This window comes from Streptomyces sp. NPDC044061, from assembly GCF_056434305.1.
Genome location: NZ_JBWKFL010000008.1, coordinates 169,079 through 184,291, shown reverse-complemented (window position 1 = coordinate 184,291; position 15,213 = coordinate 169,079). Strand labels below are relative to the sequence as shown.

Annotated in this window: 15 protein-coding genes; 13 read left to right on the top strand and 2 right to left on the bottom strand. The window is 70.7% G+C overall.

Features of this window, described 5'->3' with window-relative positions; all coding sequences use genetic code 11:
• Positions 1-21: 21 nt before the first annotated feature.
• The 9 genes from AC07CM_RS15465 to AC07CM_RS15425 all read left to right on the top strand — a co-directional run bounded on the left by AC07CM_RS15465 (position 22) and on the right by AC07CM_RS15425 (position 8,820).
• The gene (locus tag AC07CM_RS15465; RefSeq protein ID WP_478876890.1) at positions 22-606 is read left to right on the top strand and encodes a PaaI family thioesterase; all 585 of its coding nucleotides are present in this window, start codon (positions 22-24) and stop codon (positions 604-606) included.
• The gene (gene dut, locus AC07CM_RS15460) at positions 603-1,181 is read left to right on the top strand and encodes a dUTP diphosphatase (RefSeq protein WP_478876889.1); all 579 of its coding nucleotides are present in this window, start codon (positions 603-605) and stop codon (positions 1,179-1,181) included. Before AC07CM_RS15465 ends, dut begins: the two co-directional genes overlap by 4 nt.
• A 1-nt stretch (position 1,182) precedes the next feature.
• On the top strand, positions 1,183-1,944 hold the full coding sequence (locus AC07CM_RS15455; protein WP_478876888.1) for a DUF3710 domain-containing protein: 762 nt from the start codon (positions 1,183-1,185) through the stop codon (positions 1,942-1,944).
• Between the two features lie 160 nt (positions 1,945-2,104).
• A complete protein-coding gene (locus AC07CM_RS15450; protein WP_478876887.1) occupies positions 2,105-3,283 on the top strand; it encodes an alginate lyase family protein in 1,179 nt (392 codons plus the stop codon).
• A 70-nt stretch (positions 3,284-3,353) separates the two neighbouring features.
• Positions 3,354-4,046 (top strand): ABC transporter ATP-binding protein, encoded by a 693-nt coding sequence (locus AC07CM_RS15445; RefSeq protein WP_478876886.1) that lies wholly within the window; start codon positions 3,354-3,356, stop codon positions 4,044-4,046.
• Positions 4,047-4,277: 231 nt separating this feature from the next.
• Entirely contained in the window at positions 4,278-6,836 is a 2,559-nt protein-coding gene (locus AC07CM_RS15440) for a sensor histidine kinase (protein WP_478876885.1), read from the top strand.
• Positions 6,830-7,549 (top strand): response regulator, encoded by a 720-nt coding sequence (locus AC07CM_RS15435; RefSeq protein ID WP_478876884.1) that lies wholly within the window; start codon positions 6,830-6,832, stop codon positions 7,547-7,549. Before AC07CM_RS15440 ends, AC07CM_RS15435 begins: the two co-directional genes overlap by 7 nt.
• 131 nt (positions 7,550-7,680) lie before the next feature.
• On the top strand, positions 7,681-8,079 hold the full coding sequence (locus AC07CM_RS15430; RefSeq protein WP_478876883.1) for an OB-fold nucleic acid binding domain-containing protein: 399 nt from the start codon (positions 7,681-7,683) through the stop codon (positions 8,077-8,079).
• A gap of 3 nt (positions 8,080-8,082) precedes the next feature.
• Entirely contained in the window at positions 8,083-8,820 is a 738-nt protein-coding gene (locus AC07CM_RS15425) for a DUF3159 domain-containing protein (protein WP_478876882.1), read from the top strand.
• A 72-nt stretch (positions 8,821-8,892) separates the two neighbouring features.
• Here the strand turns inward: AC07CM_RS15425 and AC07CM_RS15420 are convergent, their stop codons facing one another.
• Positions 8,893-9,564: a potassium channel family protein gene (locus AC07CM_RS15420; protein WP_478876881.1), complete on the bottom strand. Its 672-nt coding sequence runs from the start codon at positions 9,562-9,564 to the stop codon at positions 8,893-8,895.
• The gene (locus AC07CM_RS15415; protein ID WP_478876880.1) at positions 9,564-10,235 is read right to left on the bottom strand and encodes a potassium channel family protein; all 672 of its coding nucleotides are present in this window, start codon (positions 10,233-10,235) and stop codon (positions 9,564-9,566) included. The genes AC07CM_RS15420 and AC07CM_RS15415 overlap by 1 nt, the downstream gene beginning before the upstream one ends.
• A gap of 433 nt (positions 10,236-10,668) precedes the next feature.
• Between AC07CM_RS15415 and AC07CM_RS15410 the strand changes: the two genes are divergently transcribed.
• The 4 genes from AC07CM_RS15410 (at position 10,669) to AC07CM_RS15395 (ending at position 15,135) form a co-directional block, all read left to right on the top strand.
• Entirely contained in the window at positions 10,669-12,717 is a 2,049-nt protein-coding gene (locus AC07CM_RS15410) for an APC family permease (RefSeq protein WP_478876879.1), read from the top strand.
• A gap of 101 nt (positions 12,718-12,818) precedes the next feature.
• Entirely contained in the window at positions 12,819-14,147 is a 1,329-nt protein-coding gene (locus AC07CM_RS15405; RefSeq protein ID WP_478876878.1) for a class I SAM-dependent RNA methyltransferase, read from the top strand.
• Positions 14,148-14,551: 404 nt separating this feature from the next.
• Entirely contained in the window at positions 14,552-14,746 is a 195-nt protein-coding gene (locus AC07CM_RS15400) for a ribbon-helix-helix protein, CopG family (protein ID WP_478876877.1), read from the top strand.
• Positions 14,743-15,135 (top strand): type II toxin-antitoxin system death-on-curing family toxin, encoded by a 393-nt coding sequence (locus AC07CM_RS15395; protein ID WP_478876876.1) that lies wholly within the window; start codon positions 14,743-14,745, stop codon positions 15,133-15,135. Before AC07CM_RS15400 ends, AC07CM_RS15395 begins: the two co-directional genes overlap by 4 nt.
• Positions 15,136-15,213: the final 78 nt, after the last annotated feature.

Here is a 15,213-nt window from a genome sequence, read left to right as displayed (position 1 = left end):
GCGCGGGTAAGGTCTGCGGCTGTGAGTGGTAGTTCCGCAGCTCTTCAGCCTCCCGCCGACGCGGTGAAACCGGTACGGCACCCCGATGCTCCCGCGCCCGGCGAGCTTCTCGGCGCCCACTACGAGCACTGTTTCGGTTGTGGGCACGAGCAGCCGCACGGGCTGCACCTGGAGGCACGTGCCGGCGAGGGTGTCTCGCTGACCGCCGAGTTCACCGTCCAGCCCGCCCACCAGGGCGCTCCGGGCCTCGCGCACGGGGGAGTGCTGGCCACCGCCCTCGACGAGACCCTCGGCTCGCTGAACTGGCTGTTGCGGACCATCGCCGTCACCGGCCGGCTGGAGACGGACTTCGTGCGGCCGGTCCCGGTGGGCACCACGCTGCACCTGGAGGCGGAGGTCACCGCCGTGGCCGGGCGGAAGATCTACTCCCGCGCCACCGGGCGGATCGGCGGCCCCGAGGGGCCCGTCGCCGTCCGCGCCGACGCCCTCTTCATCGAGGTGAAGGTCGACCACTTCATCGACCACGGCCGCGAGGAGGAGATCCAGGCCGCCATGAGCGACCCGGACCGGATCCGGCGTGCCCGCGCCTTCGAGGTGAACCCGTGACCTCCGACAGCCCCGCGAGCCCCGTCGGCCGGGGTCCCCTGAACGTGCTGATCCGCCGCGTCGACGCGGACGTACCGCTTCCGGCGTACGAGCACCCGGGGGACGCCGGGGCCGATCTGCGCACCACGCAGGCCTGTGAACTGAAGCCCGGCGAGCGGGCCGTGCTGCCCACGGGAGTGTCGATCGCCCTCCCGGAGGGGTACGCGGCCTTCGTGCACCCCCGATCGGGGCTCGCCGCCCGCTGCGGTGTCGCCCTCGTGAATGCCCCAGGGACGGTGGATGCCGGGTACCGTGGGGAGATCAAGGTGATCGTGGTGAATCTCGACCCGCGCGAGGGCGTGCGGTTCGAGCGCTTCGACCGGATTGCCCAACTGGTCGTCCAGCAGGTCGAGAGGGTCCGCTTCCAGGAGGTCGCGGAACTTCCCGGCTCGGCGCGGGCCGAAGGGGGCTTCGGGTCCACCGGTGGCCATGCCGCGGTGGGCGACGAGAGCGGCACAAGCGGTCGGGCCGCCGATGGCGGACCGACGGGTGGGAATCGATACGCTTCGGTCGTATCCGACCGGGAAGGACAGTGACGTGTTCGGACGTCGCAACAAGAAGGGTGCCGCCGAGGACGCGGCCGGCGAGGCCGAGCAGGTCGTCGACAGCGTCGACACCGAGGCGGACGAGGAAGAGGCCGAGCGCGAGCGCGTCCGGCTGGAGCCCGGGCCCCGGCCCGACGGGCCGTGGGACAGCAGCGAAGTGCGTGAGCCGGGCGAGGGGCGCGTGGACCTCGGCGGTCTGTTCGTGCCGGGCGTCGACGGCATGGAGCTGCGGGTGGAGGTCGCCGGTGACGCGATCGTCGCGGCGACCGTCGTGCTGCGCGACAGCGCCATCCAGCTCCAGGCCTTCGCCGCGCCCAAGCGCGAGGGCATCTGGGGCGAGGTCCGCGAGGAGATCGGCGGCGGCATCACCCAGCAGGGCGGCATCGTCGACGAGGTCGAGGGTCCGCTGGGCTGGGAGCTGCGCGCCCAGGTGCCGGTGCAGCTGCCGGACGGCACGGGCGGCTTCCAGGTCGTGCGGTTCGTCGGCGTGGACGGCCCGCGCTGGTTCCTGCGCGGTGTGATCTCCGGCCAGGGCGCCGTGCAGCCGCAGGCCGCCGGCCTGCTGGAGCAGATCTTCCGGGACACGGTCGTGGTCCGCGGCGAGGGCCCGATGGCGCCCCGCGACCCGATCGTCCTCAAGCTGCCGAACGACGCCCAGATGGTTCCCGAGGGCGTCCAGCAGGAGGAGGGCTCGCGCTTCTCCGGCGGCATGGGCCAGCTGCAGCGCGGACCGGAGATCACCGAGGTTCGCTGACAACGGGACGAGGAAAGGGCCGCACCCCCCGGGGTGCGGCCCTTTCCCATGCACGCGTGCGGGACCCCTTGACGGCGAAATGGTCTGTACCTACGGTCTCGGCTCAACGCCTGCGTTCACAGAGGCGCTCCATGTTCACATACAAGAACGGAGTCGCTGGATGCGCCGTACCGGCCCGCTCGCCACGGTCGCCGCCCTCGTCCTCACCGTCCTCGCCACGCCCGCCGCTCCCCGCGCCGAAGCCGCCCCCACCGCCTTCGTCCACCCCGGAGTCACCGTCTCCCAGGGGCAGTTGGACTTCGCCCGGGCCAAGGTGCTGGCCGGCGCCCAGCCCTGGAAGGGCGCCTACGACCGGATGACGGCGAGTCCCTACGCAGACCTGAACCGCACGCCCGCCCCGCGGGCCACCGTGGAGTGCGGCTCCTACTCCAACCCCGACTACGGCTGCACCGACGAGCGCGGGGACGCGATCGCCGCCTACACCGACGCCCTCGCCTGGTACATCACCCGGGACGCGCGCTACGCCCAGAAGGCCATCCAGATCATGGACGCCTGGTCGGCCACCATCACCAGCCACACCAACAGCAACGCGCCGCTGCAGACCGGCTGGGCGGGCTCCTCCTGGCCCAAGGCCGCCGAGATCATCAAGTACACGTACACCGGTGGCTGGCCCGACTCCGGCCGCTTCGCGACCATGCTCCGCAACGTCTACCTGCCGGTCGTCATCAAGGGTTCCAACTCCAACGGCAACTGGGAGCTGTCGATGACGGAGGCCGCCGTCGGCATCTCGGTCTTCCTGGAGGACAAGGCGTCGTACGACAGCGCGATGGCCAGGTTCCGCACCCGTGCGGCGGCGTACGTCTACCTCGCCTCGGACGGCGACCTGCCGAAGACCGTGCCGAGCCAGAACCTGAACACCCGGGACAAGATCGTCTCCTACTGGCAGGGACAGTCCACCTTCGTCACCGGCCTCACCCAGGAGACCTGCCGCGACTTCGTGCACACCGGGTACGGCATCTCCGCAATCTCGCACGTCGCCGAGACCAGCCGGATCCAGGGGCAGGACCTGTACGGCACGGACGTCGGCGAACGGCTGCGGCAGGCGCTCGGCTTCCAGTCCAAGTACCAGCTCGGAGCGGCCGTGCCGAGCTGGCTGTGCGGCGGCTCCCTCAAGCTCGGACTCGGCCCCGTCACCGAGGTCGGCTACAACGCCCTGCACACCCGGCTCGGCATCGCCATGACCAACACCCAGGCGCTCACCCTCGACAACCGCCCGGCCGGCAGCAACAACCTCTTCGTCGCCTGGGAGACCCTCACCCACGGCGACAACCCGAACTGAACCGTTGAACGGCCGGGCGCCCCACGGCGATACTGGCGCCCGGTCCACGGGGGACCACGGGGGAGGCGGAATGAGTCAGGTGCTCACCGAGACCATGGTGCGCGTCGAGGACGTCCACAAGTCCTACGGGCACGGCGCCGCCGCCGTGCACGCCCTGCGCGGGGTCTCCTTCGAGATCCCGCGCGGCGAACTCGTCGCCCTGAAGGGACGCTCGGGCTCCGGCAAGACCACCCTGCTGAACATCGTCGGCGGACTCGACACCCCCGACCGCGGGCGCGTCGAGGTCGAGGGGCAGGACCTCGCCGGTCTCGGCGAGAGCGGGCTGCTGGAACTGCGCCGGGACCGGATCGGGTTCGTCTTCCAGTCCTTCGGGCTCATCCCGATCCTCACGGCCGCCGAGAACGTCGGCGTACCGCTGCGGCTGCGCCGGGCCGACCCGCGCGAGCGGGAGGAGCGCGTCGAACTGCTGCTCTCCCTCGTCGGGCTCGCCGACCACGCGGCCCAGCGCCCGGGCGAGTTGTCCGGTGGCCAGCAGCAGCGGGTCGCGATCGCCCGGGCGCTCGCCAACCGCCCCGCCCTGATCGTCGCCGACGAGCCCACGGGCCAGCTGGACGCCGAGACCGGTCACGCGGTGATGGAGCTGCTGCGGGCCGTCGTCCGCAGCGAACGAGCCACCGCGCTGGTCGCCACGCACGACGCGACCCTGCTCGACCTCGCCGACCGCGTGCTGGAACTGCGCGACGGGGAGATCGTGGGCCACTGAGGACCGTCCGACCACGCGGTTCGGCGGCCCGCAGCGGAGTGTGAGACCGGTCATGCGGGGGACGGAGCCGCTGCGGACCGTGTCCGCGGTCGGGGCACGTCCCAGGCCCTGCCCGACCCGTCAGGGTTGTGTCAAAGACCCCCGTTGGCCGGCCCCTCGTCCGTTTTGCCCGGGTGGCGGGACGTAGGGTCGACGCTGCGTATGCGGCAGTCACCGGAAGACAATGGGGCCATGGCACGCGGCAAGCTTCGGATCTACCTCGGCGCGGCACCCGGCGTCGGCAAGACGTACGCCATGCTGTCCGAGGCCCACCGCCGCGTCGAGCGGGGCACCGACTGCGTCGTGGCCTTCGTCGAACACCACGACCGGCCCCGCACCGAAGTGATGCTGCACGGCCTGGAGCAGGTGCCGCGCAAGGAGCTGGAGTACCGGGGCGCCGACTTCGGCGAGATGGACGTCGACGCGGTGCTGCGCCGCGCTCCCGCCGTCGCCCTGGTGGACGAACTCGCGCACACCAACATCCCCGGCTCCCGCAACGCCAAGCGCTGGCAGGACGTCGAGGAACTGCTCGCCGCCGGGATCGACGTCGTCTCGACCGTCAACATCCAGCACCTGGAGTCGCTCGGCGACGTCGTGGAGTCGATCACCGGGGTACGGCAGCGGGAGACCGTGCCCGACGAGGTCGTACGCCGGGCCGACCAGATCGAACTGGTCGACATGTCCCCGCAGGCCCTGCGCCGCCGCATGGCGCACGGCAACATCTACCAGCCGGACAAGGTCGACGCGGCCCTGTCCAACTACTTCCGCCCCGGCAACCTCACCGCCCTGCGCGAGCTGGCGCTGCTGTGGGTGGCCGACCGGGTCGACGAGTACCTGAACCAGTACCGAAGCGAGCACCGGGTCTCCAAGATCTGGGGCTCCCGCGAGCGGATCGTGGTGGGGCTGACCGGCGGACCCGAGGGGCGCACCCTGATCCGGCGCGCGGCGCGGCTCGCCGAGAAGGGCGCCGGAGGCGAGGTGCTCGCCGTCTACATAGCCCGCAGCGACGGCCTGACCTCGGCCTCCCCGAAGGAACTGGCCGTGCAGCGGACCCTAGTGGAGGACCTGGGCGGCACCTTCCACCACGTGGTCGGCGACGACATACCGGCCTCCCTGCTCGACTTCGCGCGCGGCGTCAACGCCACCCAGATCGTGCTCGGCTCCTCGCGCCGCAAGGCCTGGCAGTACGTCTTCGGGCCCGGCGTCGGCGTCACGGTCGCCCGGGAATCCGGCCCCGACCTGGACGTCCACATCGTCACCCACGAGGAGGTCGCCAAGGGGCGCGGGCTGCCCGTCGCCCGGGGCGCCCGGCTCGGCCGGACCCGGATCATCTCGGGCTGGGTGGTGGGCCTCGTCGGACCGGCGGTCCTCGCGGTACTGCTGAACAGCGTCGACCTCGGCCTCGCCAACGACATGCTGCTGTTCCTGGCCGTGACGGTCGCCGCGGCCCTGCTCGGCGGTCTGCTGCCCGCCCTTGCCTCGGCGGCCTTCGGCTCCCTGCTGCTGAACTACTTCTACACACCGCCCCTGCACCGGCTGACCATCGCCGACCCCAAGAACATCGTGGCCATCGCGATCTTCTTCGGCGTCGGCATGTCGGTGGCCTCGGTCGTGGACCTCGCCGCCCGGCGCACCCACCAGGCCGCCCGGCTGCGCGCCGAGTCCGAGATCCTCTCCTTCCTGGCCGGCAACGTGCTGCGCGGCGAGACCGGCCTTGAGGAGCTGCTGGAGCGGGTCCGGGAGACCTTCGGCATGGAGTCGGCGGCCCTGCTGGAGCGGGCGGGCGACGTCGAGCCGTGGACCTGCGCCGGCCGGGCCGGATTCGGGCCGCCGCTGGAGCGCCCCGAGGACGCCGACGTCGACATGCCGGTCGGCGACCACATGGCCCTCGCGCTGACCGGCCGGGTGCTGCCCGCCGAGGACCGCCGGGTGCTCGCCGCCTTCGCCGCCCAGGCCGCCGTCGTCGTGGACCGCAGGCGCCTGCAGGAGGAGGCGGACCAGGCCAAGGAGCTGGCCGAGGGCAACCGGATCCGCACCGCCCTGCTCGCCGCCGTCAGCCACGACCTGCGCACCCCGCTCGCCGGGATCAAGGCCGCCGTGACCTCCCTGCGCTCGGACGACGTGGCCTGGTCGGAGGAGGACCAGGCGGAGCTGCTGAAGGGCATCGAGGAGGGCGCCGACCGGCTCGACCACCTCGTGGGCAACCTCCTCGACATGTCCCGGCTGCAGACCGGCACCGTCACCCCGCTCATCCGCGAGATCGACGTGGACGAGGTGGTCCCGATGGCGTTGGGCGGCGTGCCCGAGGACAGCGTCGATCTGGACGTCCCCGAGACGCTGCCCATGGTCGCCGTCGACCCCGGGCTGCTGGAGCGGTCGGTGGCCAACCTGGTGGAGAACGCCGTCAAGTACAGCCCGCGCGGCCAGCGCGTCCTGGTGTCCGCCAGCGCCATAGTGAACCGGGTCGAGGTGCGGGTCGTGGATCGCGGGCCCGGCGTGCCGGACGAGGCGAAGGACCGGATATTCGAACCCTTCCAGCGGTACGGGGACGCCCCGCGGGGCGCCGGGGTCGGCCTCGGCCTCGCCGTCGCCCGCGGCTTCGCCGAGGCCATGGGCGGCACCCTGAACGCCGAGGACACGCCGGGCGGTGGGCTCACCATGGTGCTGAGCCTGCGCGCGGCAGGATCGCGTCCCGAGCCCGTCCCTGTCGGGGAGCCCGGCGCAGAAGCAGAAAGGCAGGCCTCATGCTGAGCACCACTGGGGGGACCCCCCAGACCCCCACGAGGGTGCTCGTGGTCGACGACGAGCCGCAGATCGTGCGCGCCCTCGTGATCAACCTCAGGGCACGGAAGTACGAGGTCGACGCGGCCGCCGACGGCAGGACCGCCCTCGATCTCGCCGCCTCCCGTCACCCCGACGTGGTCGTGCTCGACCTGGGCCTGCCGGACATGGACGGCGTCGAGGTGATCAAGGGGCTGCGCGGCTGGACGCGGGTGCCGATCCTGGTGCTGTCCGCCCGCCACTCCTCGGACGAGAAGGTCGAGGCGCTGGACGCGGGCGCCGACGACTACGTCACCAAGCCCTTCGGCATGGACGAGCTGCTGGCCCGGCTGCGGGCGGCCGTGCGCCGGGCCGAGCCGGTCGGGCCCGGCGAGGACGACGTGACGACCGTGGAGACCGAGGGCTTCACCGTCGACCTAGCCGCGAAGAAGGTCAACCGCGGCGGCAAGGACGTGCGGCTCACCCCGACCGAGTGGCACCTGCTGGAGGTACTGGTCCGCAGCACCGGCCGCCTGGTCAGCCAGAAGCAGCTGCTGCAGGAGGTCTGGGGGCCGTCGTACGGCACGGAGACCAACTACCTGCGCGTGTACATGGCCCAGCTGCGAAGGAAGCTGGAGGCGGACCCGTCGCACCCGAAGCACTTCATCACGGAGCCGGGGATGGGGTACCGGTTCGAGAAGTGAGCCGCCGGCCCGGCCGGGGGTCCGGGGGTCGCCCCCCGGGGGATGCAGCATCACGGAGCCGGGGATGGGGTACCGGTTCGAGAAGTGAGCTGGCCTACGGCCCTGTCGGTGGGTCCCGGTACGCTTCAGATATGACTGCTGTTCCTCGTTCCGAAAAGCCGGCCGGCCGGTTCCGGCGCATGCTCGGCCGGCTCTCCTCCTCCCAGGAGGACCTGGAGTCGGAGGAGCTGCGCGAGGACACCGAGACCGCGGGGTGCACCCGTATCGGTGACTGCCGTGACCGGCAGATCGTTACCGTAACTGGTACCTTGCGCACGGTCACCCTGCGGCCGCGTGCCGGAGTCCCGGCCCTGGAGGCCGAGCTGTTCGACGGCTCGGCCGCGCTCGACGTGGTGTGGCTCGGCAGGCGTTCCATCGTGGGCATAGAACCGGGGCGCAAGCTGATCGCATCGGGCCGGATCTCGATGAGCCGGGGCCGCCGGGTGCTGTTCAACCCGAAATACGAACTGCGACCCCTCGGACGGGAGTAGCCGGTGACGTCCCTCGACAAGCCGACCCAAGACGCCGGAGAGGCTCAGACCGACGACGCCCGGGCGGTGACCGAGGCCGCGCTGTTCGAGGCGTTCGGCGGTGTCCGCGGCATGGTCGAGACGGTCCTGCCCGGTCTCCTCTTCGTCGCGATCTTCACGATCAACAAGGACCTGCACATCTCGGCGATCGCCGCGCTGGCCGTGTCCCTGGTGCTGGTGGTGGTCCGGCTGGCCAGGAAGGACACCGTCAAGCACGCCTTCAGCGGCGTGTTCGGCGTGGCCTTCGGCGTCGTCTTCGCGATGTTCACGGGCAACGCCAAGGACTTCTACCTCCCCGGCATGCTCTACACGCTGGGCCTGGCGCTGGCCTACATCGTCACGACTCTCGCCGGGGTCCCCCTGATCGGCCTCATCCTCGGCCCGGTCTTCAAGGAGAACCTCTCCTGGCGCACCCGCAACCCGGGCCGCAAGAAGGCCTACGCGAAGGCCAGTTGGGCCTGGGGCCTGATCCTGCTCGCCAAGTGCGCGATCCTCTTCCCGCTGTACTGGTGGTCCGACACCACCAAGCTCGGCTGGGTGCTGGTCGCCCTGAAGATCCCGCCGTTCCTGCTGGCCGTGTGGCTCACCTGGGTCTTCCTCGCGAAGGCGCCCGCGCCGATCGACGTCTTCGCCGAGATGGAGGCGGAGGAGAAGGCCGAGAAGGAACGGGAAGCCGCCGGGAAGCACCGGCGCGAGGCGTAAGCAGCCGTGAACGGGTGAAGGGCGCCCTTGTTGCCAAGGGCGCCCTTCACCGTCGTACCGCCGAAGAAGACCTCAGGCCTCTTCCCGCCGTACCGACAGAAGTTCCTCCAGCTGTTCCTCACGGGCCTGGGCGGCCACGAAGAGGAGTTCGTCGCCCGGCTCCAGGGAGTCCTCCTTGGAGGGGGTCAGCACCCGGGTGCCGCGGATGATCGTGACCAGGGAGGTGTCCTGCGGCCACTCCACGTCGCCCACCTGGGTGCCGGCCAGGGCCGACTCCTCGGGCAGCGTCAGCTCGACGAGGTTGGCGTCGCCGTGGCTGAAGCGCAGCAGACGGACCAGGTCGCCGACGCTCACCGCCTCCTCGACCAGGGCGGACATCAGGCGCGGGGTGGAGACGGCGACGTCCACGCCCCAGGACTCGTTGAACAGCCACTCGTTCTTCGGGTTGTTCACCCGGGCGACGACGCGCGGGACGCCGTACTCCGTCTTGGCGAGCAGCGAGACGACCAGGTTGACCTTGTCGTCGCCGGTCGCGGCGATCACCACGTTGCAGCGCTGCAGCGCCGCCTCGTCCAGGGACGTGATCTCACAGGCGTCGGCCAGCAGCCACTCCGCCTGCGGCACCCGCTCCACCGAGATGGCGGTCGGGGCCTTGTCGATGAGCAGGACCTCGTGGCCGTTCTCCAGCAGCTCGCCCGCGATCGAGCGGCCGACGGCGCCGGCTCCGGCAATGGCGACCCTCATCAGTGACCGCCCTCCTCTTCAGGGCCCCCGGCGAACGCCGCCTCGACCTTCTCGACGTCGTCCGGCCGCATCATCACGTGCACGAGGTCGCCCTCCTGCAGCACCGTCTGCGAGGTGGGCAGGATGGCCTCGCCCAGGCGGGTCAGGAACGCCACGCGGACGCCCGTCTCCTCCTGCAGCTTGCTGATCTTGTGCCCGACCCACTTCGGGGAGGCGTGCACCTCGGCGAGCTGGACGCCCCCGGTGGGGTCGCGCCACAGCGGCTCGGCGCCCGAGGGCAGCAGGCGGCGCAGCATCTGGTCGGCGGTCCAGCGGACCGTGGCCACGGTGGGAATGCCCAGGCGCTGGTAGACCTCGGCGCGGCGCGGGTCGTAGATACGGGCGGCCACGTTCTCCACGCCGAACATCTCGCGGGCCACGCGCGCGGAGATGATGTTGGAGTTGTCACCGCTGGAGACGGCGGCGAAGGCGCCGGCCTCCTCGATGCCCGCCTCGCGCAGGGTGTCCTGGTCGAAGCCGACCCCGGTGACCCGGCGGCCGCCGAATCCCGGGCCCAGCCGGCGGAAGGCGGTGGGGTCCTGGTCGATCACGGCGACCGTGTGTCCCTGTTGCTCCAGGGTCTGGGCGAGAGCGGATCCCACTCTTCCGCAGCCCATGATGACGATGTGCACGACCGTCCTTCCGGTGTCCAAAAGTTACTGCTCAGCATCAGGGTCTCAGACCGACGCCCAAAGCTACACACACGAGATCGGGCCGGGCACCCCCGTGCCGGGGTTTCCCGCGGTCACGCCCGTCGACCCGCGGCGACGGGCCCCGGCGCCGCTCAGCGGCGGGTGGCCGACGGCGCCGAACGGCGAGTGATGCTGCGCACGCTGAACAGGGTCAGGATTCCGAGGCCGACGAGGGCGACCACGGCCCCGATCAGCTCCGCGGTCGCGGGCATGGGACCTCCGAAGTGCCGTGACAGGCGGGGTTTGCCATCTAGGCACGGAGGGCGCGCGGAGCACGGAATCCGCAGTTCAGTGCGCCCGCGATTTCACTCGTGAGGCAGAACCCGGATGCCGGGTGGGCGGCTGCCTGTTCGAAGGCATACGATCCTCTGTCGTGTCCAAACTGACCGACGTGCCCAAGCGGATTCTGATCGGGCGCGCACTGCGCAGTGACCGGCTGGGCGAAACGCTCCTGCCGAAGCGCATCGCACTCCCCGTCTTCGCATCCGACCCGCTGTCCTCCGTCGCCTACGCGCCGGGAGAGGTCCTGCTGGTCCTGTCCATCGCGGGCGTGTCGGCGTACCACTTCAGCCCCTGGATCGCCGTCGCGGTCGTCGTGCTGATGTTCACCGTCGTCGCCTCCTACCGGCAGAACGTGCACGCCTACCCGAGCGGTGGCGGCGACTACGAGGTCGCCACCACCAACCTCGGCCCCAAGGCCGGCCTGACCGTGGCCAGTGCACTCCTCGTCGACTACGTCCTGACCGTCGCGGTCTCCATCGCCTCCGGCATCGAGAACCTCGGCTCCGCGGTCCCCTTCGTGGTCGAGCACAAGGTGCTGTGCGCGACAGCCGTGATCATCCTGCTCACGCTGATGAACCTGCGCGGCGTGAAGGAGTCGGGCAAGCTCTTCGCCATTCCGACGTACGTGTTCGTCGGCGGCGTCTTCGTCATGATCGCGTGGGGCGCGTTCCGGGGCCTGGTCCTGGGCGACACCATGCACGCGCCAACGGCCGACTACCAGATCAAGGCCGAGCACCAGGGTCTGGCGGGCTTCGCGCTCGTCTTCCTGCTCCTGCGCGCCTTCTCCTCCGGCTGTGCCGCCCTGACGGGCGTGGAGGCCATCTCCAACGGCGTCCCGGCGTTCCGAAAGCCCAAGTCCAAGAACGCGGCGACCACGCTCGCGATGATGGGCCTGCTGGCCGTCACCATGTTCTGCGGCATCATCGCCCTCGCGATGGCGACGAACGTCCGCATGGCCGAGCACCCGGCCACCGACCTGATCCACAACGGCAGCCCGGTCGGCTCCGGCTACGTCCAGAACCCGGTGATCTCCCAGGTCGCCGAGGCGGTGTTCGGCAAGGGCAGCTTCCTGTTCGTGCTGCTGGCCGCCGCCACCGCCCTGGTGCTGTTCCTCGCGGCGAACACGGCGTACAACGGCTTCCCGCTGCTCGGCTCGATCCTCGCCCAGGACCGCTACCTGCCGCGCCAGCTGCACACCCGCGGCGACCGTCTCGCCTTCTCCAACGGCATCGTGCTGCTCGCCGGCGCGGCGGCCCTGCTCGTGGTCATCTACGGCGCGGACTCCACGCGGCTGATCCAGCTCTACATCGTCGGCGTGTTCGTGTCCTTCACCCTCAGCCAGACCGGCATGGTCCGGCACTGGAACCGCCACCTGGCGGTCGAGAAGGACCCGGCGAAGCGCAGCCACATGGTCCGCTCCCGCGCCATCAACGCGTTCGGCGCCTTCTTCACCGGCCTGGTGCTGGTCGTCGTCCTGGTCACCAAGTTCACGCACGGCGCCTGGGTCGCCCTGCTCGGCATGTGCATCTTCTACGCGACCATGACCGCCATCCGGAAGCACTACGACCGCGTCGCCGAGGAGATCGCGGCCCCCGAGGGCCCGAGCGACGACAGCGTCCGCCCGTCCAGGGTGCACTCGGTGGTGCTGATCTCGAAGATCCACCGGCCCACGCTGCGCGCCCTGGCCTACGCCAAGCTGATGCGCTCGGACACCCTGGAGGCGCTCACGGTCAACGTCGACCCGGCGGAGACCAAGGCGCTGCGCGAGGAGTGGGAGCGGCGCGGGATCGACGTACCGCTGAAGGTCCTCGACTCGCCGTACCGCGAGATCACGCGGCCGATCATCGAGTACGTCAAGAGCCTGCGCAAGGAGTCTCCGCGCGACGCGGTCTCCGTGATCATTCCCGAGTACGTGGTCGGCCACTGGTACGAGCACCTGCTGCACAACCAGAGCGCCCTGCGTCTGAAGGGGCGCCTGCTGTTCACGCCGGGCGTCATGGTGACCTCGGTGCCCTACCAGCTGGAGTCCTCCGAGGCGGCCAAGCTCCGCGCTCGCAGGCGGCAGGAGTGGAACGCGCCGGGCGCGGTCCGGCGTGGTCCGGCGGTGGAGCGGCCCAAGGAGTCGACCACCAAGGACTGAGGCACGCGGGAGAGGCCGTAGACTGGTGGGCTGTTGTCAGGCCCACCGGTTTGCGGCCTTTCCCGTTGCCGAGACCCCTTCCGATCTGGAGTCACCCCACCATGCAGGCAGAACCGACCAAGTCTCTGGTGGGCGAGGAGTACGAGGTCGAGATCGGCCCCGTCGCCCACGGCGGCCATTGCATCGCCCGTACCTCCGAGGGCCAGGTGCTGTTCGTCCGGCACACGCTGCCCGGCGAGCGGGTGGTGGCCCGGGTGACCGAGGGCGAGGAGGGCGCCCGCTTCCTGCGCGCGGACGCGGTGGAGATCCTCGAACCCTCCAAGGACCGCATCGAGGCCCCCTGCCCCTTCGCCGGGCCCGGCCGCTGCGGCGGCTGCGACTGGCAGCACGCCAAGCCGGGCGCCCAGCGGCGGCTGAAGGGCGAGGTGATCGCCGAGCAGCTCCAGCGGCTCGCGGGTCTCACGCCCGAGGAGGCGGGCTGGGACGGCACGGTCATGCCCGCGGAGGGTGACAAGCTGCCCGCCGGCCAGGTTCCGCAGTGGCGCACACGCGTCCAGTACGCCGTCGACGCCGAGGGGCACGCGGGCCTGCGCCGCCACCGCTCGCACGTGGTCGAGCGCATCGACCACTGCATGATCGCCGCGGCGGGCGTGTCCGAGCTGGGCATCGAGAAGCGCGACTGGACCGGCATGGAGTCGGTGGACGCGATCGCGGCGACGGGTTCGCAGGACCGTCAGGTGATCCTGACGCCGAGGCCGGGCGCGCGCCTGCCGATCGTGGAGCTGGACCGGCCGGTGTCGGTGATGCGCGTCGGCGAGAAGGACGGCGGCGTCCACCGGGTCCACGGCCGCCCCTTCGTCCGCGAGCGCGCGGACGACCACACCTACCGCGTCGGAAGCGGTGGCTTCTGGCAGGTCCACCCGAAGGCGGCGGACACCCTGGTGACGGCTGTCATGCAGGGCCTGCTGCCCCGCAAGGGCGAGATGGCCCTGGACCTCTACTGCGGTGTGGGCCTCTTCGCCGGCGCCCTCGCCGACCGCCTCGGCGAGAAGGGCGCGGTCCTCGGCATCGAGTCCGGCAAGCGGGCGGTGGAGGACGCCCGGCACAACCTGGCCGACTTCCCGCGGGTCCGCATCGAGCAGGGCAAGGTGGAGTCGGTCCTGCCGCGCACCGGCATCACGGAGGTCGACCTGATCGTCCTCGACCCGCCCCGCGCGGGCGCCGGCCGCGGGACGGTCGCCCACCTCGCCTCCCTGGGCGCCCGCCGCATCGCGTACGTCGCCTGCGATCCCGCTGCGCTGGCCCGGGACCTGGGGTACTTCCGCGAGGGCGGCTACCGGGTACGGACGCTTCGGGCGTTCGACCTGTTTCCGATGACGCATCATGTGGAGTGCGTGGCTATTCTTGAGCCTGCCGAGAAGGGCCTCTGACCTGCTGCTTTGTATTCCAGGTGGTCAGTTCGACTTGTTTTCGCTCGCGGAATGCGTCGGCTGAGGTTCGCTTGTGCAGAACGGTCTGAGCTGCAGTTTCAAGGGCTGGCGCGGGTCTCGCGGGCGACGTGGCGATGCGGAATGCAGAATTTTGACGCCCGGATGACGCTCGAATATCGGAAGTCTCAACCTCGCGGACCTCTCCGGCCCCGGGCCGCGCGGACCGGGGCCGTCGGCACGGGGCAAGCACCTCGCCAGCGGCGGCGCGTGCTGCTACCTCGTCGCACGCACCTTGGAACTGAGAGCGCGGCCCGACCGGGCCACAAAGGACGGCGCCGTGGTCCGAGGTCTCGAGTGGCTGGTATCACCTCGCCACCTAGATACCAGTCCGGTATCATCGCTGTATGGCGATGACACTCCGACTCCCCGACGACCTTGACGCGAAGCTCACCGAGCGGGCTCGTCGGGAGCGCCGCAGCAAGCAGGAACTTGCCATCGAGGCCATTCGTGACGCCCAGAACCGGGCCGAGCTGAAGGTCGGTGACGTCCTGGCCGAGCTCATGGACAGCGATGCGGAGATCCTGGACTACCTGAAGTGACCGAAGTGCGCTACATCCAGATCGACGAGATCCTGGCCGTCGCCCGCACGGTCAACGGTACCGAGCACAGTGTGCGTGACATGGGACTTCTGGTGTCAGCGATCGAACGGCCCCGGACGAACGTGTTCGGAGCCGAGTTGTATCCCACGCTGCACGAGAAGGCGGCTGCGCTCCTGCACTCCGTTGCCCGTAATCACGCGCTGATCGACGGCAACAAGCGCACCGCCTGGCTCGCCATGCGTGTCTTCCTGCGGTTCAACGGCGTCAGCGCCAGTACCGTTCCGCCGCCCGTCTCCATTGCCGGCCCGTTCGTCGAGGAAGTCGCGCAGGACAACATCGACGTACCGGTCATTGCCAAGCGCCTGTCGGCCTGGTTCCCCGTTTCCTGACGTTCGACGTCGTGAGGTACGGGACGGAATGAGGTTCCGTGAGCGCTGCTGGCTCCTGGCAGTCCGCCGGGCGGACTG